The sequence below is a fragment of the Cohnella sp. 56 genome (genome assembly GCF_037963805.1).
GTDB lineage: Bacteria > Bacillota > Bacilli > Paenibacillales > Paenibacillaceae > Cohnella.
Window position 1 is genome coordinate 42,754 of sequence record NZ_JAZDQE010000026.1, and the last position, 22,518, is coordinate 65,271.

Consider the following 22,518-nt stretch of genomic DNA (forward strand, 5'->3'; position numbering starts at 1 on the left):
TCTTGCAGCGTAGGGAAGCTTTTTACTGTGTGGCAAGGGCGTTTGAATTAAGAGGCGGAGTCCGATGCCAATCCCGCCCGCTCGACCAGTCGGCGGCTGTCATGATCGAGTCCGACGATCCGGATCGTCTTGCCGTACTGTGCGTACCTATCGACCGTCTTGGCAATCGCGGTCACGGCCGAGTGGTCCCATACGTGGGAGGCGGAGAAGTCGATCGTGACGCGATCGGGATCGCCCTTATAGTCGAATAGATCCACGAAGTGGTTCATCGTTCCGAAAAAGAGCTGTCCTGCAATCCGATACGTTATGCCGCCGTCGGCACCCGTCTCTGCATGCGCTCTGATCTGTGATGTGCGCCAGCCGTAATATACCGCGCTGAGCACGACGCCGGAGACGACACCGAGTGCGAGGTTGGACGTCGCCACGACGATGCCGACGGTCACGACCATGATGAACGCGTCGCTGCGCGGAATCTTCGCCAGCGTGCGCAGCGAGTGCCAGTCGAAGGTGCCGATCGAGACCATCATCATGACGCCAACGAGCGCGGCCATCGGAATCTCGCGCACGACATCGCCGAGCACGAGGATGAGGAACAGCAGGAAGATGCCCGCCACGAATGTCGACAGCCGCGAACGCCCGCCGGACTTGACGTTGATGACGGTCTGTCCGATCATGGCGCAGCCGGCCATGCCGCCGAACAGGCCGGAGACGATGTTGGCGATGCCCTGTCCGCGCACCTCGCGGTTTTTGTCGCTCTTGGTCTCGGTCATCTCGTCGACGATCGTGGCCGTCATGAGCGACTCGGTCAGTCCGACGACCGCGAGCGCGAGCGAGATCGGCACGATGCGCCAGATCGCGTCGAAGGAGAGATCGATGTCCGGGAGATGGAACAACGGCAGCTGCTGCGTGATCGGCCCCATGTCGCCGACCGTCCGCAGGTCCAGGCCGAGGCTGGCGGAGACGATCGTCATGACGATGATGGCGACGAGAGCGGAGGGGACGGCCCTGGTCAACAGCGGGAACAGATAAATGATAGCGAGCGTGGCGGCGACCATCGCATACATCTGCCAGTTGGAGCCCTCGAAGTTCGGCAGCTGCGCCATGAAGATGATGATGGCCAGCGCGTTGACGAATCCGGTGACGACAGAGTGCGGGATAAAGGTAATGAAGCGTCCGAACCGGAGCAGTCCCATCGTGAACTGGATGGCGCCGGTCAGCAGTGCCGCTGCGTAAATGTACTCGATGCCGTACTTGGCGACGATCGGCCCCATGAGAGAGGCCATCGCGCCGGTCGCTGCCGAGATCATGCCGGGGCGTCCGCCGACGATCGAGATCGTCACGGCGATGCAGAAGGACGCATACAGGCCGACCATCGGGTCGACCCCGGCGAGGATCGAGAAGGCGATAGCCTCGGGAATAAGCGCGAATGCGACTGTCAATCCGGACAAGATATCTTTGCGCGTGTTGAAGAACCAGATGCTTTTCCATTTTTGCAGCAACAAATAAACTCCTCTCTTGGATGTAAAAGGCGCACTGTTCTCGTTCATGCCACATTCCGTACCGATCGCAGCCTGCCCTTTGCCAGTTTGAATACGAAGGCTTTCCACTCTCAGAAAAGCCGGGTCCGATTGTCAACCGGTTCATTATACATGTTCGCAGGAGGCATGAATACCCCATCCAGATTGAAAATGCGTCGCCGGCCGATAAACGCTTATAATAGAAACATTGAGAAAGGAATGGAGGGAAAGGGTATGAAAATTGTTTTTGTGAGACATGGTCAGAGCGAATACAACCTCCAGAACCGGTTCACGGGCTGGACAGATTCGGATCTGTCGGAGCAGGGGAGGAGAGAAGCCAGGCAAGCCGGGAAGGTGTTGAAGGCAAACGGGTACGGGTTCGATGCGGCGCATTCGTCCGTGCTGACGCGCGCTATCCGCACCATGGGCATGATTCTGGACGAGATGGGACTGCTCTGGATTCCCGTGACGAAAAACTGGCGGCTAAACGAACGGCACTACGGCGCGCTGCAGGGGCTTAACAAAGCGGAGACGGCGGAGCGCTACGGCGCCGATCAGGTCCTGCTGTGGCGCCGATCGGTCAGCGAGCGTCCGCCGGCGCTGGAGCGCGGGGACGAACGCTACGCTGGAGACGATCCGCGCTACCGGGACATCGACGGCGAAGTGCCGCTGACGGAAAATCTCGACGACACAGCGGCGCGCGCGCTCGTCTACTGGAAGGACACGATCGTACCCGAGCTTGCGGCCGGGCGCAAGCTGCTGCTCTGCGCGCATGGCAACACGCTGCGGGCGCTCATCCGGTATCTGGACGATCTGCCGGAGGACGGCGTCGTCAATCTCAACATCCCGACGGCCGTGCCGCTCGTGTATGAGCTGGGCGACGATATGAAGCCCGTCGCACATTACTATCTCGGCGAAGAAGGGCCGCTGCCGCCGGGCGAGATCCCGCGCAAAATCTCGCCCGATCCGGCGCAGGTCATGCCGGCGCTGGGCGAAGCGCATCGCGAGCAGGCGTAAGCCCTGTATTCGCTGCCGCGCATCGCGCTTCGTGCGGCAGCGCGATGCGCCGGTCGGATGCCGTTCGGCGTGGCGCAGCGCCATGGTCAGGACAGGCGATACACCGCGAACGGATCGCCGTGCCGGAAGTCGTCGCTGATCCGGTCCAGCCGCGCCAGCGTGTCCTCGGACAGGATCAGCGCGTCCGCCGCCAGATTGGCGCGAAGCTGTCCGGGCCGGGTCGCGCCTGCGATGACGGTCGCCACCGCCGGACGGGCCAGCAGCCAGGCGATGGCCAGCACGGCCGGCTCTACGCCGAGCTCGTCGGCCAGCGCCGACAATTCCCTGCCCAGTTCGTCGGCCCGCCCGCCCAGGAATCTGCGGAATGTCGGGTCGGTGTTCGCGCGCGAGCCTTCCGGCGCCGGATCGCCGGCTGTCGCATACTTGCCCGTCAGGATACCGCCGGCCAACGGGAAGTAGGGGATCAGCCCGACGCCCTGGTCGATACACAGCGGGATCAGCTCGGCCTCGGGTGTGCGATCGGCGAGCGAGTAGCTGGCCTGCGTGCATATAAAACGCGCGTACCCGTACCGATCGCTGACGCCGATCGCCTTCATCAGCTCCCAGGCCGCGTAGTTGGATGCGCCGATATATCTCACCTTGCCCGCGCTGACGAAGTCGTCCAGCGTGCGCAGCGTTTCCTCCAGCGGTGTCCCCGGATCGAATGTATGAATCTGATACAGATCTACATAATCCGTTTTCAGCCGCCTCAGGCTGCCCTCCAGCTCTCGCTGCAAATGGAAGCGGGACGAGCCCCGATCGTTGGGCCCTTGCCCCATCGGCAGACCGGCCTTCGTCGCCAGCACCGCTTCTTGCCGTCTGCCCGCCAGCGCTTCTCCGATGATCGACTCCGACAGCGTACCGGCATAGATATTGGCCGTATCGAGCATATTGATCCCGCTGTCCAGCGCCTCGTGTACGATCCGTATCGAAGTCTCCTTGTCGGCGCGTTTGCCGAACGCGTTCGTGCCGAGCCCGATCGCCGATACACGAAGTCCGCTGCGGCCCAAATTGCGATACTGCATACACATGTCCCCTCTCTTAGCTAACAGCTTGATCTCGTCTTGAGATTGTCTCACGATGCGGACATGCAATCAACCTAATATATCCGCTTATTGACATACAGTGGAAGTTGAACTACGATGGGTAAAATTGCATAAACACAAAATTCCGTGTTGCAGGATGGTTCCAATATAGGGTGGTACCGCGGCTCCTCGTCCCTTCAGACGAGGGGCCGTTTGTTTTTTCTCGGCGGTACGGTATCCACCTTTCCATCCCATCACGGGCATACGCGAGCAGGCCGGCCGTTAACGTCGGCGTCACCCCTTGGTCAGTCCAACTCGGTACCTATTAAATCTTCGGGCGGAGGAATATAACTTTATGAACGAGATGTTGGTCAGAGCACGGACGTTTATGCTAACCCATGCGCGCTTATTGGAACGCAGATTGTTCGGGGTTCATTTTGAAGGCGAATCGCCTGCTGTGGTCGGTCATGTTGTGCGCGCCTATCAGAATAAGGACGGCGGGCTCGGGCATGCGCTGGAACCGGATATACGCTGCCCGGAGAGCCAGCCGCTCTTGACTTCTGTCGGTCTCGGAGCGTTGGAAGAAGCCGGGTATCGGGACATTGAACTGGCAACGTCTATTTGCAATTATATGAAGTCCGTGGCGGCTGAGGATGGACTTGTCACCTTTTTCACAGCATCTGCGCTTCAGTCGCCATTGGCCGGTCATTGGATCAATTCCACGCTATCTCCCGGTCTTAATCCGACAGCGGATATTTGCGGGCTTCTTCATTACCAGGGCGTAGTGGACGAATGGCTGACCTTGGCAACGGACACTTGTACAAAAAAACTTGTCGAGGAGCCGCCTTTGGAGGCTCACACGCTGTTGTGCGCTGCCAGATTGGCGGAGTACATCCCCGATCGAGGCATGGCCGCAAACCTGCTGGATATTATCGCAACGTCTCTTCCGCGCGCCAGCTTTTTCAAGGCCGACGCTTCTTCGGACGCTTACGGACTGACGCCTCTTCATTTTGCAAGCAAGCCGGAATCGATATGTCGACCATTGTTCGCTCCAGGCCAGATAGAAGCTCATCTTGAAGTGCTGGCGGGACAACAACTGCCCGATGGCGGCTGGCCCATTAGCTGGGATGCTCCGGGTCCTGCTTCCGGGTTGGAGTGGCGCGGTCGCATTACCCTCGATGCCATTCGCAGTTTATCCGAGTATAAGGTGGTATAGAAGACTACATGCGGGTGATACCGCCAAAAGCAATATTGCTGGATATGGACGATACGATCATCTCTTTCGAGCACGGCTTGGACTTGGACGCATGCTGGCAAAAATCCATTCGGGATCATATGCCCAAGACAGACGCCGCCGCCGCGCAAGCGCTGCTGATGACGATCAAAGAAAAAGCTTCATGGTACTGGAGCGATCCCGAGCGGCATCGGACAGGCAGGCTCGATCTATATAAAGCGAGGCAGGAGATTGTGTGCGCAGCTCTCATGAACTGCGATATCCGCGATGCTGGTCTGGCCGGTCATATTGCAGCTACGTACGGTGCGGAGCGGGATAAGGCGGTTGCTATATTTCCCGATGCTGTTGAGACGATCAGACAAATCCGAGCCAGAGGAATTAAACTGGCTTTGCTGACGAATGGCAATGCGGATACGCAGTGGATCAAGATTCGCCGGTTCGATCTTCCGCCGTTTTTTGACCATATCTTGATTGAAGGAGAGCTGGGCGTCGGCAAACCGGAAGAACGCGTGTATCTCCATGCGCTTGAGCAGTTAGGCGTCAGCGCCGACGCAGCATGGATGGTAGGAGATAATTTGGAGTGGGAGGTAGCGGCGCCGCAGCGTGTAGGGATTAGAGGGATATGGATCGACCACAAAAGAAAAGGAGTCCCCGCCGACTCGTCTACGCAGCCTTTTATGATTATCCACTCCATAGGTGAGTTGCTAAAATTCATCTGAACGCTCGCTTCCCAAGTACAAGTACATACTTCTGCGGACCGATAGAGAGATACTGCTGACTTTTTCGTGCAGCAGATGCAAGGCATTCCATAGTCATCTCCAATAAGATTGATCGTGAAGGGAGGGAAGGCGATGGATTGGCTGGACAGGATGAAAGGCGCGATGGATTATATCGAAGCCAATCTGACGGATAGCATCTCCTACGATGAGATTGCGCGGAAAGCCTGTTGCTCGACGTATCATTTCCAGAGAATGTTTCCTTTTATAACCGGCGTATCGCTATCCGAGTATATTCGGCGTCGGCGTCTAACATTGGCGGCGTTCGAACTCCAGACTACGAATGCGAAGGTTATCGACGTTGCCATGAAGTATGGATATGATTCGCCGGAAGCATTCGCCCGTGCATTCAAAAATCTTCACGGGATCATGCCTGCGTCCGCGCGCGATCGGGGCGTTACGCTCAAAGCCTATCCTCGCATGTCCTTTCATATTTCAATCAGAGGAGATGTCGAAATGAACTATCGCGTTGAACAAAGAGGGGCTTTTGAGATGTTCGGCGTCTATGGTCTTATTGATTCGGATCAGAAGACGGCGTTCTCGGAAGTGCCTGTATTCCGGCAACAGTGCGATGAAGACGGCAGTGTCAGTCTGATGAACGAATTGCTGGGCCGATTCGGAGACACGGTACTGCATGCCGCCTTATACGATCACACCAGAGAGAACTTCAAATACATGGTGTGCTACAACTTGCCGAAGGGACTCGAGATTCCGGAGCTATTTACGAAGCTGGCAGTCCCTGCATCGACGTGGGCGATCTTCCCGGAACCGCAATGCGAACTGCAGCGACTGTGGGAACGAATCTATTCCGAGTGGTTCCCGACTTCCGAATACGAGCAGGTCGAGGGCCCTTGCTTTGAAATGTACTACGGCATGGCGGCGAATGTGACGAGCGAGATCTGGATACCTGTGAAGAAAAAGTAAGGCGCCATCCCGCCCGCATCCGCCCGCTGCTCGCGCCCGCGCACACCTTAAACCGCACAGATTTGTGCGGTTTTTCCGCATTCCGCACCGCGCCGCGTCACATTGCGCTCCAGTCGCGCCATCTCGCCCGCATTCGCTCGCTGCTCGCGCCCGCGCGCACCTCAAACCGCACCAATTTGTGCGGTTTTCAGGCATTTGCGCGCCGCGCCGCGTCGTGCCGCCCGCATCCGCTCGCTGCTCACACCCGCGCGCACCTCAAACCGCCCAGATTTGTGCGGTTCTTCCGCATTCACCCGCCGCGCCGCGTCACATAACGCTCTCCCTGCGCCATCTCGCTCGCCCGCGCCATCCCGCTCGCCATCGCTCGCTGCTCGCGCCCGCGCGCACCTCAAACCGCACAAATCTGTGCGGTTCTCCCGGCATTCGCGCTTCGCAACGCGCCACAGTGGCTGCTCCCCCTGGTCACAATCTTACGATCAACGGTCACCAAGTTGGTAGTTGGCCCCGCCCTCTCTGCCTTAACATGAAGGCATGCAAGATCAACGCGCCCGCCAAGCGGCGCAACCATCATACGGTCCAGAGGGAAAGGGAGTCAGAACACATGTTGAACAAAAAGGTAATCGCCATCCCGCTCGGCACGCTGCTCGTCGCCGGCGCGCTGTCCGCCTGCGGCAGCAACGACAACAACGGCGGCGCATCGCCGTCCGCCAGCCAATCGGCCGCGCCGAGCGCATCCGCTCCGGCCTCCGAGAGCGCATCGCCGTCCGCATCAGCGTCGGCGGCATCCGACCTGCCGGCCAAGCCGGCCGAGCTCACGATCTGGCAGGACGACAACGCCGAGAAGATCGCCGTCTCGACGGAGATCGCCAAGAAGTACACCGACAAGACGGGCATCAAGGTCAACATCAAGCCGGTCGCCATGAACGACCAGCCGGACGTACTGGCGCTCGACGGTCCCGCCGGCAAGGGCCCGGACCTGTTCTACCAGCCCGGCATCGGCGCACTCGTCATCAAGGGGCTCGTACAGGAGCTGAAGGCGAAGCAGGAGGTACTCGATACCTACACGCCCGAGGCGCTGTCCGCGCTGAGCCAGGACGGCACGCTGTACGGTCTGCCGGCCGTCACCGAGACGTATGCGCTCTTCTACAACAAGAAGATTGTGCCCGAAGCGCCCAAGACGATCGCCGATCTGGAGAAGATCATGGCGGAGAAGACCAACGCCAAAAAGCAGGAGTACGGCTTCCTGTTCGAGGCGACGAACTTCTACTACGCCTGGGCGTTCATGGGCGGCAACGACGGCTACATCTTCAAGCCCAAGGACGGCGGCGGCTTCGACACCAAGGATATCGGCTTCAACAAGGAAGGCGCGGTCAAGGGCGGCCAACTCATCCAGAGCTGGTTCACGAAGGGCTACATTCCGAAGGATGTCAACGGCGACATCGTCGGCGGTCTGTTCGGCCAAGGCAAGGTCGGCGCGATCATCAACGGGCCATGGGCGATCCAGGATCTGAAAAAGCAGCTCGGCGACGATCTCGCCGTCGCACCGCTGCCGACGCTCGAGAACGGCAAGCACCCGACCTCGTTCATCGGCGTCAAGGGCTGGATGCTGTCGAAGTTCTCCAAGAGCCCCGAGTGGGCGTCCGATCTGGCGGCGTTCATGACGAACGAGGAGAACTCGCTCTACTACTTCAAGGAGACGGGCGAAGTGCCTCCGGTCAAAAGCGTGCTGTCCAGCTCCGATCTGACGAGCGACCCGCTGGTCGCCGGCTTCTCCGAGCAGAACACGTACGGCATGCCGTTCCCGACCGTACCGGAGCTCGATACGGTGTGGGACCCGATGGCCAACGCGCTCAAGTTCATCGCCAGCGGCAAGGACGTGCAAGGCTCGATGGACGACGCCGTGAAGCAGATCGAAGACAAGATCAAGATGACGGGCGCCTGATCGCGGCGCGGCAACATACAAGAATGAAGGGAGGAGGGGCTCATCGCAGTCCCTCTTCTCGTTAACGAGGAAGGTGTCAGACCAATGCAAATCCATCACGCGACGGCCGGCGGCACGCCCGCCGGATACGGACCGGCGCCCCGGACGGCCGCGCTGCTGTCCATCGTGCCGGGACTCGGCCAGTTCGCCAACCGCCGCTACATCAAGGGCGTCATCTTCCTGCTGCTCGCGGCGGCGCTCGGCATCGCGCTGGCGGCGCCGGTCGTGAACGGCGTCTATGGCTTCGTCACGCTCGGCAGCAACCCGGATGTCGACGATTCCCGCACGCTGCTCGTCGAAGGGATCATCGCCATTCTGCTGCTCGTCGTGCTTGCGGCCGCCTACGCGCTCAACATCCGCGATGCCTATCGGGACGCAGCCAAGAGACGGGAGGGCTACCGCATTCCGTCCGTCCGCCAGGCGTTCCACGATAGCTGGGAGCACGGCTTCCCGTACTTCGTCATCGTGCCGACGTTTATGCTGCTGACGATGATCGTCATTTTCCCGCTGCTGTTCATGATCTGCCTCGCGTTCACCAACTACAATCTGTACAACTCGCCGCCCGCGCATCTGCTGGACTGGGTCGCCTTCGACAACTTCGTCGCGCTGTTCACCGAAGGCATATGGACCAAGAGCCTGCTCGCGGTGCTCACCTGGACGGTCGTCTGGACGCTCGTCGCGACGAGCTTGCAGATTACGCTCGCTTTTTTCCTCGCGCTGCTGGTGAACGACGCCCGCGTCCGCTTCAAGAAGCTCATCCGCACCGTGTTCATCCTGCCGTGGGCGGTGCCGTCGTTCATGACGGTGCTCGTGTTCGCCGCGATGTTCAACGATACGTTCGGCTCGGTGAACCGGGACATCATGTCGCTGTTCGGCACGTCCGTGCCGTGGCTGACCGATCCGACCTGGGCGCGCATCGCGATCATTTTCGTGCAGATCTGGCTTGGCTTCCCGTACGTGTTTACACTCGTGACGGGTGTCTTGCAGAGCATCTCCAGAGATTGGTACGAGGCGGCCGACGTCGACGGCGGCTCGCGCTGGGACAAGATGCGCTTCATCACGCTGCCCCACGTCCTCTACGCGACCGCCCCGCTGCTCATCATGCAGTTTTCCTACAATTTCAACAACTTCAACATCATCTATCTGTTCAACAAGGGCGGGCCGCCGGTACCGGGACAAAGCTCGGGTGCGACCGACATTCTGATCTCCTGGGTGTACACGCTCACGTTCGATCAGAACAACTACAAGATGGCCGCCGCGATCTCGATCATCATGGGGCTTGTCGTTGCGCTGTTCGCGTTTTTCCAGTTCCGCCGCACGCGCTCGTTCCGAGAGGAGGGCATGTACTGATGGGACATAAGCTGAAGTCGCGGCTCGAGGTGGCCGGCATTTATCTCGTCGTGCTGATCATGTTCGCCGTCATTCTGTACCCGCTGCTGTGGGCGGTCAGCATCTCGCTCAATCCGGGCACGAGCATGTTCAGCTCCAAGCTGATCCCCGACTCGCTGTCGCTCGAGCATTACAAGTGGCTGTTTTACGATCCGCGCAGCGACTACGTGCTCTGGTACAAAAACACGATTTACGTCGCCGTCCTGAACGCGCTGTTCTCCGTCATCATGGTCGGACTCGTCGCGTTCGTCTTCTCCCGCTATCACTTCGCGGGGCGCAAGAACAGCATCTATGCGGTGCTGCTCATGCAGATGTTCCCGGTGCTGATGGGGATGGTGGCGATCTACCTGCTGCTCAATCTCGTCGGCCTGCTCGATACGTTCGCGGGACTCATCATCTTCTATGTGGTGGGCGGGCTGCCGATGAACGTGTTCCTCGTCAAAGGGTACATGGATACGATCCCGAGGGACCTGGACGAGTCTGCGAAAATGGACGGCGCGGGCCATCTCACGACGTACTTCCGCATCCTGTTCCCGCTCGTGCGGCCGATTCTGGCGGTCGTCGCGCTGTTCACCTTCATGGCGCCGTTCATGGACTTCCTGACGCCGCGCATCATCCTGCGCTCGCCGGAGAAGTTCACGATCGCGCTCGGCCTGTTCAGCTTCATCAACGACAAGGTCGGCAACAACTTCACGATGTTCGCGGCCGGCACGATTCTCGTCGCGCTGCCGATCGCGATTGTGTTCCTCCTCTTGCAGCGCTACCTGATCGCGGGGCTCGCGGAGGGCGCGACCAAGGGGTAGCAGGGCGGACGAGCGGCTCTACTTTCGGAAAGGATTGAGAAACGAACATGGACAACAGCTTGGCGATACATCCGAATTTATACGCGGCGGCAGGCGCGGCGACCGTATGGTCCGATGCGGGCGGGCTCGTCGCGTTCGCGCGGGACGGCGACTGGTTTCGCTTCGAGGCGGAGCGGGGGAGCGGCGCGATCGCCTTTTACGGAGAAGACACGGCGCGCGTCGTCTACAGCCCGCTCGGCGAGCCGGACTTCGAGCTGAACGCGCATATTCTGGCGGACGGCGCCGCGCCGGCATCGGGCGTCGCCGTCGAGTGGCGGGAGGAGGAGGGCCGGATCGTGCTGTCCTCCTCCCGATTGGAGGTGCGCATTGAGCGCTCCCCGCTGCGCATCGCCTTTGTCGATCCGGCGACGGGCGAGCCGCTGCTGCCCGAGACAGGCGGCATGAAGTTTAATGCGCGCGGAGAGGTCGCCTGCTTCAAGGCGATGGACGCCCGCGACCGCTTCTATGGCTTCGGGGAGAAGGCGGGTTTCCTCGACAAGCGGGGCGAGCGGCTGACGATGTGGAACACCGACGTATATGCGCCGCACAATCCCGAGACGCAGGAACTGTACGTCTCGATTCCTTATTACATGACGCTGCGCGGCGGCCGGGCGTTCGGCTTGTTTTTTTTCAACACGCACCGGACGGAGTTCAACCTGCGCGGCGAGGACGACTATTATTTCCGCGCGGAGGGCGGCCAGCTCGACTACTTCTTCTTCGCCGGACCGGCGCCCAAGGATGTCGTCGCGCAGTATACGGCGCTGACGGGACGGATGCCGCTGCCGCCCAGATGGACGCTCGGCTACCAGCAATCCCGCTACAGCTACGAGACGGCGGACGAGGTGCGCGAGATGGTACGCCGCTTCCGGGCCGGCGGCATCCCGCTCGACGTCGTGTACCTGGACATCCACTACATGTACGGCTACCGCGTGTTCACGTTCGATCCGGAGCGCTTCCCCGATCCGGGCGGTCTGATCGCCGAGCTGCGCGCGTTGGGCGTCCGCGTCGTGCCGATCGTGGACCCCGGCGTGAAGGCAGATCCTGCCTACCGCGTATTCCGAGACGGCGTGCGGCAGGGGCGATTCTGCAAATACCTGGACGGCCAGTTGTTCTACGGGCAAGTATGGCCGGAGCGGAGCGCGTTCCCGGACTTCACGGACGAAGCGGTGCGCGCCTGGTGGGGCGACGAGCACCGCTACTATGCGGAGCTCGGCGTCGAAGGCATATGGAACGACATGAACGAGCCGTCCGTGTTCAACGAATCGAAGACGATGGATCTCGACGTCATGCACGACAACGACGGCCGCCCGGCCACCCACCGGGAGCTGCACAATACGTACGGCTACCAGATGTCGCGTGCGACATACGAGGGGATGAAGCGGCAGCTCGGCGGGCGGCGTCCGTTCGTGCTGACGCGCGCGGGCTTCGCGGGCATCCAGCGCTATGCGGCCGTGTGGACGGGAGACAACCGCAGCTTCTGGGAGCATCTGGAGCTGTGCGTGCCGATGTGCCTGAACCTGGGGCTCTCCGGCGTCGCGCTGTGCGGCGCGGATGTCGGCGGCTTCGCCCACGACTCGCACGGCGAGCTGCTGGAGCGGTGGAGCCAGCTCGGCGCGTTCATGCCGTTCTACCGCAACCACAGCGAGATGAAGTCGATCCGGCAGGAGCCCTGGTCGTTCGGCGCCCGGACCGAGCAGGTCGTGCGCCGGTACGTGCAGCTCAGATACCGCTGGCTGCCGTATTTGTACAGCCTGTTCGCCGAGGCGTCGCGCACCGGCATCCCCGCGATGCGGCCGCTGCTGCTCGAGTATCCGGACGATGAGCGGGCGCAGGCGGCGAGCGACCAGTTCATGCTCGGCGGCAGCGTGCTGGTCGCGCCTGTCGTCAGGCCGCGGACCGACACGCGCCTCGTCTACCTGCCGGCGGGCGGCTGGGTGAACTACTGGACGGAGGAGCGGCTCGAGGGCGGCCGCTACGTCATCGCGGACGCTCCGCACGACATCATCCCGTTGTTCGTCAAGGAAGGCGCGATCTTGCCGCTCGCCTCGGACCGTCTGTCCACGGAGGAGAGTCCGCAGACGCTCGAGCTCCATGTTTATCCGCCGCGCGCGGGCGATACGTCCGTGTTCGATCTGTATGAGGACGACGGCACGACGTTCGATTACGAGCAGAACCGGTCGTACGAGGAGCGGATCGCGGCGAGCGCGTCGGCAGATGCGGAGCGGGAAGTGGCGGGCGAGTCCGCATCGCTCCTGCTGCGTATCGACACGGCGCTGCTGCTGGACGGCTATGCGCCGGACTGGCGCGAGCGGACGCTGGTCGTCCATGCCGGCGCCGCGGACGTCGCCGTGGAGCTGAATGGCAAGCGGCTCGCGGGCGGCACGGCGGACGAAGCGGCAGGCACGCTCACGTTCCGCCTGCAAGAGACAGATTCGCAATCATAGATTCCAAGGAGGAATTCAAGCATGGTTCGATGGCGCAATTGGCTGGTCTACAGCCTGATCGCGGCGCTGCTGCTCGCGCCGCTGCAAGCGTTCGCGGCACCGTCCGGCGCGCAGGGCGATACGGCGGCCTACGTCCGGTTCAAGGACGACTGGAAGGGCAAGTACCTGTACGAGGACAGCGCCGGCAAGGTGCGCTACGGCACGACGGCGCTGTCCGATGCGTCCGCGCAGTGGCGTATCGAGGACGCCGGCGGCGGCAAGAAGCTCATCCGCAACCGGGCGAGCGGCCATGTCCTCGATATGACGTCGGCCACGCCGGACGCGCGCATGACCGACCCGCTCGAAGCGACGGGGGCGGATGCGTCTCGTCCGGGTGCGCTCTGGCTGGTGAGCGACGTTGCCGGCAAGCCGGGCGCGGTCAGCGTCACAAGTCCCGACTATGCTGGCCGGCTGCTGAACGTGCAGTCGCAGGACGGCTACGCGCATGTCAACAACTGGGCGCAGCCCGGCTGGGGCAGCGCGGTATGGCATCTGGAGGCGGCCGATGCGGCGGAGCCCGTGCGTCTCCTCAATTCTTGGCAGGGCACCTATCTGTACGAGGACGCCGGACAAGTCAAGTACGGCAAGCCGGCGCTGACGGATGCGTCCTCGCAGTGGTTCGCGGAGACGGTGGACGGCAAGACGGCGTTCCGCAACCGGGCGAGCGGGCATTTTTTGAATATGAAAAATGTATTCGCTTCCGAAAACGTAACCCAGCCGCTTGAGGCGCTGCCCTGGGAGGACGGGGAGGCGGCGGTCGCGGCGCTGTGGCAGTTGTCGCCGCCGAACGCGGCGGGCGAGATCAGCGTGGCGAGCACCGTCTATGCGGACCGTCTGCTGAACGTGCAGTCGCAGGACGGCTACGCCCACGCTAACAACTGGGCGCAGGCGACGTGGGGCAGCGCGCTGTGGAAGCTGGATATCGCTGCCGATACGGCGCCCGTGCGGCTGAAGGACGGCTGGAAGGGCGGCTACCTGTACGAGGATGAGGCCGGGGCGGTGAAGTACGGCATACCGGAGGACGGCGCGGACAAGTCCGCGCAGTGGCTCGTGTACGATGCGGCGGACGGTACGCTCATCCGCAACTTGCAGAGCGGGCGCTATCTGCAGCCGGGCGAGCCTGCGGCCACCGCATCCGCGCCTGCCGCCTGGAACAAGGCGGCGGCCAAGGATTCGGGCGGCAGCTCCGTGGACGGACACTTCACCTTCGCGAGTCCCGCGGACGCTTCGGCACTGCTCAACGTGCAGGCCCAGGACGGAGCCGGGCACGTCAACGACTGGGCGCAGGCGACGTGGGGCAGCGCGCAGTGGTCGCTCGAGGACCCCGCCGCGCCGATCGGCGGCGGCGAGGACCCGAAGCCGAGCTATATCCGCATTAAGAACGACTGGCTGCAACTCTATTTGTTCGAGGAGGGCGGCATCGTCAAGTACGGTAACGCCGCCGTGGGCGATCCGAAGGCCGAGTGGCTGATCGTATCGGGCGACGGGTTCAAGCGCATCCAGAACCGCGCGACGGGCCACTTCATCACTCTGGAAGGCGTGACGGACGCGCGTCAGGCGCTCAAGGCGTCGGCGCTGGCCGAAGGCTCGGACGCGGGCGACTGGATCATTGAGGACTACGGCGTCAACAAGGAGATCCACAGCGCGCGCGACCGCAACGACGTGCCGGGGAGCCAGCTTTACATTCATGTGGAAAACAAGCTGAAGTTCGCGCAATACGGCGTCATCGACCGGACTTACGGCAGCCCGCAATGGACATTCGTGCCGGTGGAGGAGACCGGCCTGCCGCAGGGCTATGTGACGCTGAAAAACGGGTATCGGGGCAGCTATCTGTACGAGAAGGACGGCATCGTCAAGGACGGGCAGCCCGATCTCGGGGATGCCGCCGCGCATTGGGCGCTGCGACAGGGCCAGCAGGGCGTGATGATCGTCAACCGGGCGACCGGACATCGCATCAGCAACGAGCATGTGACGAGCTACGAGAGCGCGCTGGAGGCGCTCGCGGTGGACCCGTCCTATGCCAGCGCGCAGTGGACCGTGACGGACGGACCGGACGGCACACTCGTGTTCACAAATGTCTGGAAAAACGATCAACGCATCCATGACGAGGACAACAGGGGCTTCGCGCAGTCGAGCGATGTGCCGGCAGACTGGGGCAGCGCGCAGTGGCTTCCGGAGGCGGCGCCGAGCATCCCTGCGGCGCTGCCCGAAGGCTACGTCCGCATCAAAAACGGCGCGACCGGCCAGTACTTGTACGAAAACGGACGGCAGGCCGTGCTGTACGGCGCTCGTCCCGAGAGCGACGCATCGTCGCACTGGCGGATACTGGACGGTGCGGACGGCATGCGCATCGAGAACCGCGCGACCGGCCGCGTGCTGTCGATCGCGGGCGGCAAGGCGTATGCGGCGACGGAAGCCGCAGGCAGCGCCTCGAACGATTCGCTGTGGCATGTTGAGGAAGCCGTGGTTGCGGGCAGCTATCTGATCCGCAGCGGCGCAGCGGGACACGAGGACGAGTACCTGCATACGGAGGACCGCGCGGGCTATGCGCAGTACGATCTGCGCTCGGTCGAGAGTCCGGGTGTCCGGTGGACGCTGGAGGCGGCGCCAGCGGAGGCGGTACAGCCCGAGCGGGAGAACGAGGATGTGAACGGCGTCACGCCGGCGATAACGGATGCCAATGTGTACGCATTGGTGAATGCGGGCGGCGGCAGACTGACGGCGGACGGCGACGGGGTCAGGGCAGCGGCGGTCGGCTCGAACGGCGGCGAGCAGTCGCAATGGCTGGCCGAAGCCTACAACGGCTATACGCGGTTTAAGGCCAAGGCGACCGGCCGCTATCTGACGGCGAGCGCGGACGGCGCGATCGGGCTCGCCGCTGACGGCACGGCGCTAGGCGCGCAGTGGCGGGTCGCCGCCGACGCGGGGCTGGTCACGCTGACGAGCGCGCTGCTGCCGTCGCGGCAGCTGGCGGCGGAAGGCGCCGCGGGCGGGCTGCGGCTCGCGGACGGGGCGTTGCCGGCCGCGCGCTGGGCGATGACGCCGCTGCGCGGCACGGTCGCATATGAGGCGGAAAACGCGTTTGCCCGGGGCGGCATGCAGCTTGCGGCCGCGGACGGCGTCTCGTATGCCGACGGCTTTGAAGGACCGGATGCGGCGCTCTTCTTCGCGGTGGACGCGCCTGCGGCCAGCAGCTATGCCGCTGCGATCCGCTATCGCGGCGATGGTGAGCTGGCGCTGGTCGTCAACGGCGTCCAGGTTCAGAAGCTGGTGCTGCACGGCAGCGCGGAATGGAGCGAGGTACAGGCGACGCTGCCGCTGCGGGCGGGGTACAACAGCGTAGCGCTGGCCGGCGACGGCGCGGCGTCCGGCGAAGTCGCGGTCGATAAGCTGATCGTGCGCGGCTCGACGGCTCCCGCCGCACGCGGCGCGGACCTGCCGTATACGACTTACGAGGCCGAGGGCATGGCGACGAACGGGCAGCTCGTATCGGGCAGCCGGATCTACGGCACGCTGTCCGCCGAATCGTCCGGCAGACAGGCGGTCACGCTGGCCGCGGAGGGCGATTATGTATCCTTCAAGACGGCAGCGGCTGCGAACTTCCTGAACCTGCGCTACAGCATCCCCGACAGCGCGGACGGCGCAGGTCAGGATGCGACACTCAGCCTTTACGTGAACGGGCAGAAGCGGGGTACGCTCGCGCTGACGTCCAAGTTCGGCTGGGTATACGGCAAATATCCGTATTCCAACAACCCTGCGGACGGCGATGCGCATCGCTTCTACGACGAGGCCCAGCAGCCGGTCGGCGACATCTCGGCTGGCGCGACAGTCATGCTGCGCAAGGACGCGGGCGATACGGCGGCGAGCTACACGATCGACTTCGCGGAGCTGGAGCTCGCGCCGGATGCGCTGTCGATGCCGGCAGGCTATGTGTCCGCGCTGCAATATGGCGCGGTGCCGGACGACGGCGAAGACGACACGGCCGCGCTGAAGTCCGCGATCGCGGCAGCGCGGGAAGGCGGCTTCGGCTTGTGGCTGCCGGCCGGCACGTACCGGCTCTCCGGCGGCCCGCTCGAGGTGAGCGGGGTGACGATCGCCGGAGCGGGCATGTGGCACACGAAGCTGGCGGGCGCTGGCTTCATGGGCAGCGGCGACCGCGTGAACGTGCGCGACCTGACCGTCGATGTCGGCGTGAACGCTAGGCGCGACGCGCTGTCGGAGGCGGCGTTCGACGGGGCGTTCGGCAGCGGCTCCTCGATTATGAACGTATGGATTCGCCACGCCAAGGCGGGCGTATGGACGACGCTCAGCGACGACGGGACGTTGAACACCGAGGGCTTGTATGTCGGCGGACTGCGCGTGCGCGACACGTACGCCGACGGCGTTCACTTTTCGACAGGCACCAAGCATTCGATGCTCGAGCACAGCTCGATCCGGAATACGGGGGACGATGCGGTGGCGCTCTGGTCCGACCCGCGTCAGGGCGTGAGTGACGAGAGGGCGCGCACGGAGGGCAACGTCATCCGCTTTAACACGATCCAGCTCCCGGCACTCGCGGACAATGTCGCCGTATTCGGCGGCAAGGACAACGCGATCCGCGACAATGTGATCGCCGATACGATGGGCTTCGGCGCGGGCATCGCGGTGTCAACGCGCTTCAACCCGGTGCCGTTCTCCGGCACGACGGTCGTCGAGCGCAATACGCTGCTGCGCACGGGCGGCCGCGAGCCGAACTGGAACCAGGACTTCGGTGCGATCTGGCTGTTCGCCGGCGACAAGCCGATCGATGCGGATATCGTCATCCGCAACAACGAGGCGATCGACAGCACGTACCAGGGCTTCTACACGAACGGCGACAAAAGCGTGCTGGCCGGCGACGGGCGCAAGGTGCGCGTCGAAAATCTGGTCATCGACGGCGCCGGCACATGGGGGCTTCACGTCAATAGCGACGCCCGCGGCTCTGTAACGCTGGCGAACGTCCTCGTGCGCGGCACGAAGCTGGGCAGAACGTTTAACGGCGCGGGCGTTGACAAGTTCGTCTGGGAGGCGGGCACGGCCGAGGACGCGGACGCGGCAGCCGGTCTGAATCCGCAGACGGTGCCGGATGCGCAGGACGTCGTGACCAATCCGCCGGGACAACCGCCTGCGAGCGGCGGCGGCGGGCCGACTCCGGCTGTGCAAAGTTTGGACGAAGCGGTCAGGAAGGCACTGGCAGGCAAGCCTTCGACCGCGATTGTCATCGACGCCGCGGCAAGCGAGAGCGGCGCGGTGCAGGTGTCCTTCGGCGCGGACGTCCTCAAGGCGGCGGTTGCCGCGCTGCCGGCAGGCAGACTCGAGGTGCGCGCCGGCAAGGTCAGCTACAAGCTGCCGCTCGCGCTCGTCGCGCAGTGGCTGAGCGATGCGGGGACGGAGGGACGGCTGGAGCTGTCGATCTCGCCTGTGGCGGGCGATACGCTCGCGGCGATGCAGACCGCCGCTAAGGCGGGCGGCTTGTCGCTGATCGAAGGCACGAACTATGAGTTCAAGCTCGGCTGGCGGACCGAAGGGCAGTTCAAGCCGCTGGAGCGGTTCGGCAGCGTCTACGTCGACCGGGTGTTGATGGTGGATCGTATGCTGGATGCGGCCCGGACGGCCGCGCTCGTCTACGATCCGGCGAGCGGCGGCTTCCGCCCGGTGCCGGCGCTGATTGAGACGGTGGACGGCGGGACGGCGGTCACGATCCGCAGCACGACCAACAGCATTTATGTGCTGGCGTCGTCGGCGCCGACCTTCGGCGATATGGCCGCACATTGGGCGAAGGCGGACACTGAGCTGCTCGCGGCCAAGCGCATCGTGAACGGCACGGGCGGGGGGCGGTTCGCGCCGGGCATGTCCGTGACCCGGGCCGAGTTCGCCGCGATGCTCGTGCGGGCGCTCGGACTGACCGCAGACGGAGGTGCGGCTCCGTTCAAGGACGTCGAGTCCGGTGCCTGGTATGCGGCCGATACGGCCGCGGCCGCGCAGTACGGACTCGTGCAGGGGCTCGGCGGCGGCCTGTTCGGACCGCGGGCGCAGGTGACGCGCGAGCAGATGGCCGTCATGCTGGCGGCCGCGCTCAAGCTGGCGCCGGCGGCTGCGGACGGCGCGACGACGCCGGCGGCTGGCGGAGAAGCTGCTCCGGCGACGACTGCGGCCGCTGATGCGGGCTTTGCCGATGCGGCACAGATCACCGCATGGGCGAAGGACGCTGCGGAGACGCTGCGGCGTCAAGGTCTGCTGCAAGGCCGCGCAGGCGGCGTCTTCGATCCGAAGGCCGCGGTGACGCGCGCCGAGGCGGCAGCCGCGCTGAAGCGGCTGCTGCAAGCGGCCAACCTGCTTAATCGGTAAACGCATAGCGCCACACATCACTTGCCGTCCGGCCACCTGCGCCGGACGGCAAGTTTTTTATATCAGGTCCTCGCTCCCTCACATGCCCCCTCTCCTCCGAAGCCGAGTAACGGAAAAAATGTCTGTTATCCCGCCCACACACTCTCCTCCGAAGCCGAGTAACGGAAAAAATGTCCGTTATCCCGCCCGCACACCCTCCTCCGAAGCGGAATAACGGAAAAAATATCCGTTATCCCGCCCACACACCCTCCTCCGAAGCCGAATACCGGAAAAAATGTCCGCTATCCCGCCCACACACTCTCCTCCGAGACGGAATAACGGAAAAAATATCCGTTATCCGGCCCGCACACCCTCCTCCGAAGCGGAATAACGGAAAAAATATCCGTTATCCAGCCTACACACCCTCCTCCGAAGCCGAATACCGGAAAAAATGTCCGCTATCCGGCCCGCACACTCTCCTCCGAAGCCGAATACCGGAAAAAATGTCCGCTATCCCGCCCACACGCCCTCCTCCAAAGCCGAATACCGGAAAAAATGTCCGTTATCGTCTTATTCTCGAATTCCTCATAATAAATCAATTTTAATATATTGTTGAAATTTTATTTTGATTTATATCCAAAATCGTGAAATATTGATTTATGATATGTTTATGAGTTGTTACCGGTAAACAACGCATTGCAATCATGCAGGGTCATAAGGGGGGGATACGATTTGCAAGGTGGACTCGTCAGCATCAAGGAAGCTTATCGCATGTTGAGGCCTCAAGAGCGAGCGGTGACGGATTTTATTTTGGCGCATCCGAATCAGACCGTAATCCGGTCCGTCCACAAGCTCGCGCAGCTGCAGTATGACGAGACGGGCACTCTGCCGGATAAAACCCGCATCGCGGTCATCCGGTCGAAGCGCTATGGATAAGTGCGATCGGTTGCTGCGAAGCTGGGTGGAGGAGCGGATGGTCCCCGGAGCTGTCCTCGATGTTCGGCGCGGGGGCGAAGTCTTGTTTAGCGGCGGCTATGGAGGCGCTGCCGAGTCTACGATCTTCGATGTCGCTTCATTGACGAAGGTCATCGTCACGCTGCCGTCCGTCCTGCTGCTTGCACAGGCCTCGGAATTATCGCTGGGCGATCCGGTGAGCAAGTATGTCCCGGCATTCCGCCACGACGAAGTCACCATCGAGCAATGCCTGAGACATACCTCCGGAATGCCTGGCGCGATTCCCGGTTTCCGTGAACGTCATGCGACCAGGGACATACGGCAGGAGCTACTGGCGCAGGAATTAAAAAGCAAGCCTGGCGAGCGAGTGGCATACAGCGACTTGGGCATGATCCTGATGGGTTGGGTGGTGTCGGCCGTCTCGGGGATGAGCCTCGATCTGTTCGCGGAGGAGAGCATATTCCGGCCATTGGGCATGAAGGACAGCCGCTTCAATCCGCCGCCCGAATGGAAGGAACGAATTGCCCCGACCGAATGGAGCGGCGATGCCTACCTCCAGGGCGAAGTGCACGACGAGACCTGTTATCGGCTAGGAGGCGTATCCGGCAACGCGGGCCTTTTCTCGACGGCGGACGATATCGTGCGTTATGCGCAAGCTTGGCTGAACCCGGAGGCCAACGCTTGGCTTGACCGAGCGTGGATCGAGGCGAGCCTGGCAGATCCGGTCGAGGCGCGGGGACTCGGCTGGCAAGTGCAGGACGGACACAATGACGCGCTGGCATGCGGACCGACCTGGCCAATCGGGAGCTTCGGCCACACCGGCTTCACGGGTACCAGCCTGTGGATCGATCCGACAAGCGAGCTTACGGTCGTCCTGCTGACGAATGCCGTTCATTACGGCCGGGACAATCCGATCAGACAGCTAAGACCTCTTCTGCACGAAGCGATAATGAACTCTGCATCTCGTCACCGAGCTGCGAACGAAACGAACTATGGATCTAAGCGAACGCAGTATTAATGAGATCATCGAGTTCATGAACGACGAAGGATTCGTAGTCCGCGCGATCTCGCGGGCGGCGCATAAGAGCTAGCGGAATCACGGCACCCGAAGGGGGGCCTTTTTCGTATGGTTCACGCAGACCGACAGCTGCAAGCGAGAAAAGTACCGTTACAGGGGCGCCGAGACATCGGACCGTGGTGCAAGCGAGAAAGACGCTGTTACAGCGCGAGCCGGCTGCTGTAAGCGAAGAAAGCAACTCTATAGGGGTGACCAAACGGCCGGACCATGCTGTATGCGAGAAATGACCGCTATCCCGCCCGCACACCCTCCTCCGAAGCCGAGTAACGGAAAAAATGACCGCTATCCCGCCCACACACCCTCCTCCGAGACGGAATACCGGAAAAAATGACCGCTATCCTGCCCGCACACCCTCCTTCGAAGCCGAGTAACGGAAAAAATGTCCGTTATCCGGCTCGCACCCCCTCTTCCGAAGCCGAATACCGGGAAGAATGTCCGTAATCCCGCCCACACACTCTCCTTCGAGACGAAATAACGGAAAAAATGTCCGTTATCCTGCCCGCACACCCTCCTCCGAAGCCGAATAACGGAAAAAATGTCCGTTATCCTGCCCGCACACCCTCCTCCGAAGCCGAATACCGGAAAAAATGACCGCTATCCCGCCCGCACACTCTCCTCCGAAGCCGAATAACGGAAAAAATGTCCGTTATCCGGCTCGCACCCCCTCTTCCGAAGCCGAATACCGGAAAAAATGTCCGTTATCCGGCCCGCACACTCTCCTTCGAGACGAAATAACGGAAAAAATGTCCGTTATCCCGCCTGCACACCCTCCTCCGAAGCCGAATACCGGAAAAAATGTCCGTTATCCCACCGCTTGTTCTCGTCCGGCTGCCGATGCTCGTTTTTTTTCGGCCGCAGCGCCGACTGTGATACAATCTATTCTTAAAGTCGGCATCCGCGGCAAGCGCGGGGCA

At 62.3% G+C, this 22,518-nt stretch carries 13 protein-coding genes; 11 read left to right on the forward strand and 2 right to left on the reverse strand.

Going from position 1 to position 22,518, the window contains the following annotated elements:
* Positions 1-47: 47 nt before the first annotated feature.
* Positions 48-1,499, reverse strand: a complete 1,452-nt coding sequence (locus VQ071_RS27975) for a SulP family inorganic anion transporter (RefSeq protein WP_340518010.1) — start codon at positions 1,497-1,499, stop codon at positions 48-50.
* A 252-nt stretch (positions 1,500-1,751) separates the two neighbouring features.
* On the opposite strand from VQ071_RS27975, the gene gpmA reads away from it, so the two are divergent.
* Complete coding sequence (gene gpmA / locus VQ071_RS27980; RefSeq protein WP_340518012.1) at positions 1,752-2,534, forward strand: 2,3-diphosphoglycerate-dependent phosphoglycerate mutase; 783 nt, start codon at positions 1,752-1,754, stop codon at positions 2,532-2,534.
* Between the two features lie 86 nt (positions 2,535-2,620).
* Here the strand turns inward: gpmA and VQ071_RS27985 are convergent, their stop codons facing one another.
* Positions 2,621-3,598: an aldo/keto reductase gene (locus VQ071_RS27985; protein ID WP_340518014.1), complete on the reverse strand. Its 978-nt coding sequence runs from the start codon at positions 3,596-3,598 to the stop codon at positions 2,621-2,623.
* Positions 3,599-3,953: 355 nt separating this feature from the next.
* On the opposite strand from VQ071_RS27985, the gene VQ071_RS27990 reads away from it, so the two are divergent.
* The 10 genes from VQ071_RS27990 to VQ071_RS28035 all read left to right on the forward strand — a co-directional run bounded on the left by VQ071_RS27990 (position 3,954) and on the right by VQ071_RS28035 (position 21,544).
* Positions 3,954-4,814 carry a hypothetical protein gene (locus VQ071_RS27990; RefSeq protein WP_340518016.1) on the forward strand — a complete coding sequence of 287 codons (861 nt, stop codon included), beginning with the start codon at positions 3,954-3,956 and terminating at the stop codon, positions 4,812-4,814.
* Between the two features lie 8 nt (positions 4,815-4,822).
* The gene (locus VQ071_RS27995) at positions 4,823-5,551 is read left to right on the forward strand and encodes an HAD family hydrolase (protein WP_340518018.1); all 729 of its coding nucleotides are present in this window, start codon (positions 4,823-4,825) and stop codon (positions 5,549-5,551) included.
* A gap of 132 nt (positions 5,552-5,683) precedes the next feature.
* Positions 5,684-6,532: an AraC family transcriptional regulator gene (locus VQ071_RS28000; RefSeq protein WP_340518020.1), complete on the forward strand. Its 849-nt coding sequence runs from the start codon at positions 5,684-5,686 to the stop codon at positions 6,530-6,532.
* Between the two features lie 601 nt (positions 6,533-7,133).
* Complete coding sequence (locus VQ071_RS28005; protein ID WP_340518021.1) at positions 7,134-8,474, forward strand: extracellular solute-binding protein; 1,341 nt, start codon at positions 7,134-7,136, stop codon at positions 8,472-8,474.
* An 84-nt stretch (positions 8,475-8,558) separates the two neighbouring features.
* Positions 8,559-9,863 carry a sugar ABC transporter permease gene (locus tag VQ071_RS28010; RefSeq protein ID WP_340518023.1) on the forward strand — a complete coding sequence of 435 codons (1,305 nt, stop codon included), beginning with the start codon at positions 8,559-8,561 and terminating at the stop codon, positions 9,861-9,863.
* Positions 9,863-10,705 carry a sugar ABC transporter permease gene (locus VQ071_RS28015; protein ID WP_340518025.1) on the forward strand — a complete coding sequence of 281 codons (843 nt, stop codon included), beginning with the start codon at positions 9,863-9,865 and terminating at the stop codon, positions 10,703-10,705. Before VQ071_RS28010 ends, VQ071_RS28015 begins: the two co-directional genes overlap by 1 nt.
* Before the next feature lie 47 nt (positions 10,706-10,752).
* Positions 10,753-13,188 carry a glycoside hydrolase family 31 protein gene (locus tag VQ071_RS28020; RefSeq protein WP_340518027.1) on the forward strand — a complete coding sequence of 812 codons (2,436 nt, stop codon included), beginning with the start codon at positions 10,753-10,755 and terminating at the stop codon, positions 13,186-13,188.
* Between the two features lie 21 nt (positions 13,189-13,209).
* A complete protein-coding gene (locus VQ071_RS28025) occupies positions 13,210-19,593 on the forward strand; it encodes an RICIN domain-containing protein (RefSeq protein WP_340518029.1) in 6,384 nt (2,127 codons plus the stop codon).
* 750 nt (positions 19,594-20,343) lie between these two features.
* Positions 20,344-20,508 carry a hypothetical protein gene (locus VQ071_RS28030; protein ID WP_340518031.1) on the forward strand — a complete coding sequence of 55 codons (165 nt, stop codon included), beginning with the start codon at positions 20,344-20,346 and terminating at the stop codon, positions 20,506-20,508.
* The gene (locus tag VQ071_RS28035) at positions 20,501-21,544 is read left to right on the forward strand and encodes a serine hydrolase domain-containing protein (RefSeq protein WP_340518033.1); all 1,044 of its coding nucleotides are present in this window, start codon (positions 20,501-20,503) and stop codon (positions 21,542-21,544) included. The genes VQ071_RS28030 and VQ071_RS28035 overlap by 8 nt, the downstream gene beginning before the upstream one ends.
* Positions 21,545-22,518 lie beyond the last annotated feature (974 nt).

Bases quoted from the DNA above. Each gene is read 5' to 3' on its own strand.
- gpmA (WP_340518012.1), top strand. From the start codon at position 1,752: ATGAAAATTGTTTTTGTGAGACATGGTCAGAGCGAATACAACCTCCAG.
- VQ071_RS27985 (WP_340518014.1), bottom strand. From the start codon at position 3,598: ATGCAGTATCGCAATTTGGGCCGCAGCGGACTTCGTGTATCGGCGATC.
- VQ071_RS27990 (WP_340518016.1), top strand. From the start codon at position 3,954: ATGAACGAGATGTTGGTCAGAGCACGGACGTTTATGCTAACCCATGCG.
- VQ071_RS27995 (WP_340518018.1), top strand. From the start codon at position 4,823: ATGCGGGTGATACCGCCAAAAGCAATATTGCTGGATATGGACGATACG.
- VQ071_RS28000 (WP_340518020.1), top strand. From the start codon at position 5,684: ATGGATTGGCTGGACAGGATGAAAGGCGCGATGGATTATATCGAAGCC.
- VQ071_RS28005 (WP_340518021.1), top strand. From the start codon at position 7,134: ATGTTGAACAAAAAGGTAATCGCCATCCCGCTCGGCACGCTGCTCGTC.
- VQ071_RS28010 (WP_340518023.1), top strand. From the start codon at position 8,559: ATGCAAATCCATCACGCGACGGCCGGCGGCACGCCCGCCGGATACGGA.
- VQ071_RS28015 (WP_340518025.1), top strand. From the start codon at position 9,863: ATGGGACATAAGCTGAAGTCGCGGCTCGAGGTGGCCGGCATTTATCTC.
- VQ071_RS28020 (WP_340518027.1), top strand. From the start codon at position 10,753: ATGGACAACAGCTTGGCGATACATCCGAATTTATACGCGGCGGCAGGC.
- VQ071_RS28025 (WP_340518029.1), top strand. From the start codon at position 13,210: ATGGTTCGATGGCGCAATTGGCTGGTCTACAGCCTGATCGCGGCGCTG.
- VQ071_RS28030 (WP_340518031.1), top strand. From the start codon at position 20,344: ATGTTGAGGCCTCAAGAGCGAGCGGTGACGGATTTTATTTTGGCGCAT.
- VQ071_RS28035 (WP_340518033.1), top strand. From the start codon at position 20,501: ATGGATAAGTGCGATCGGTTGCTGCGAAGCTGGGTGGAGGAGCGGATG.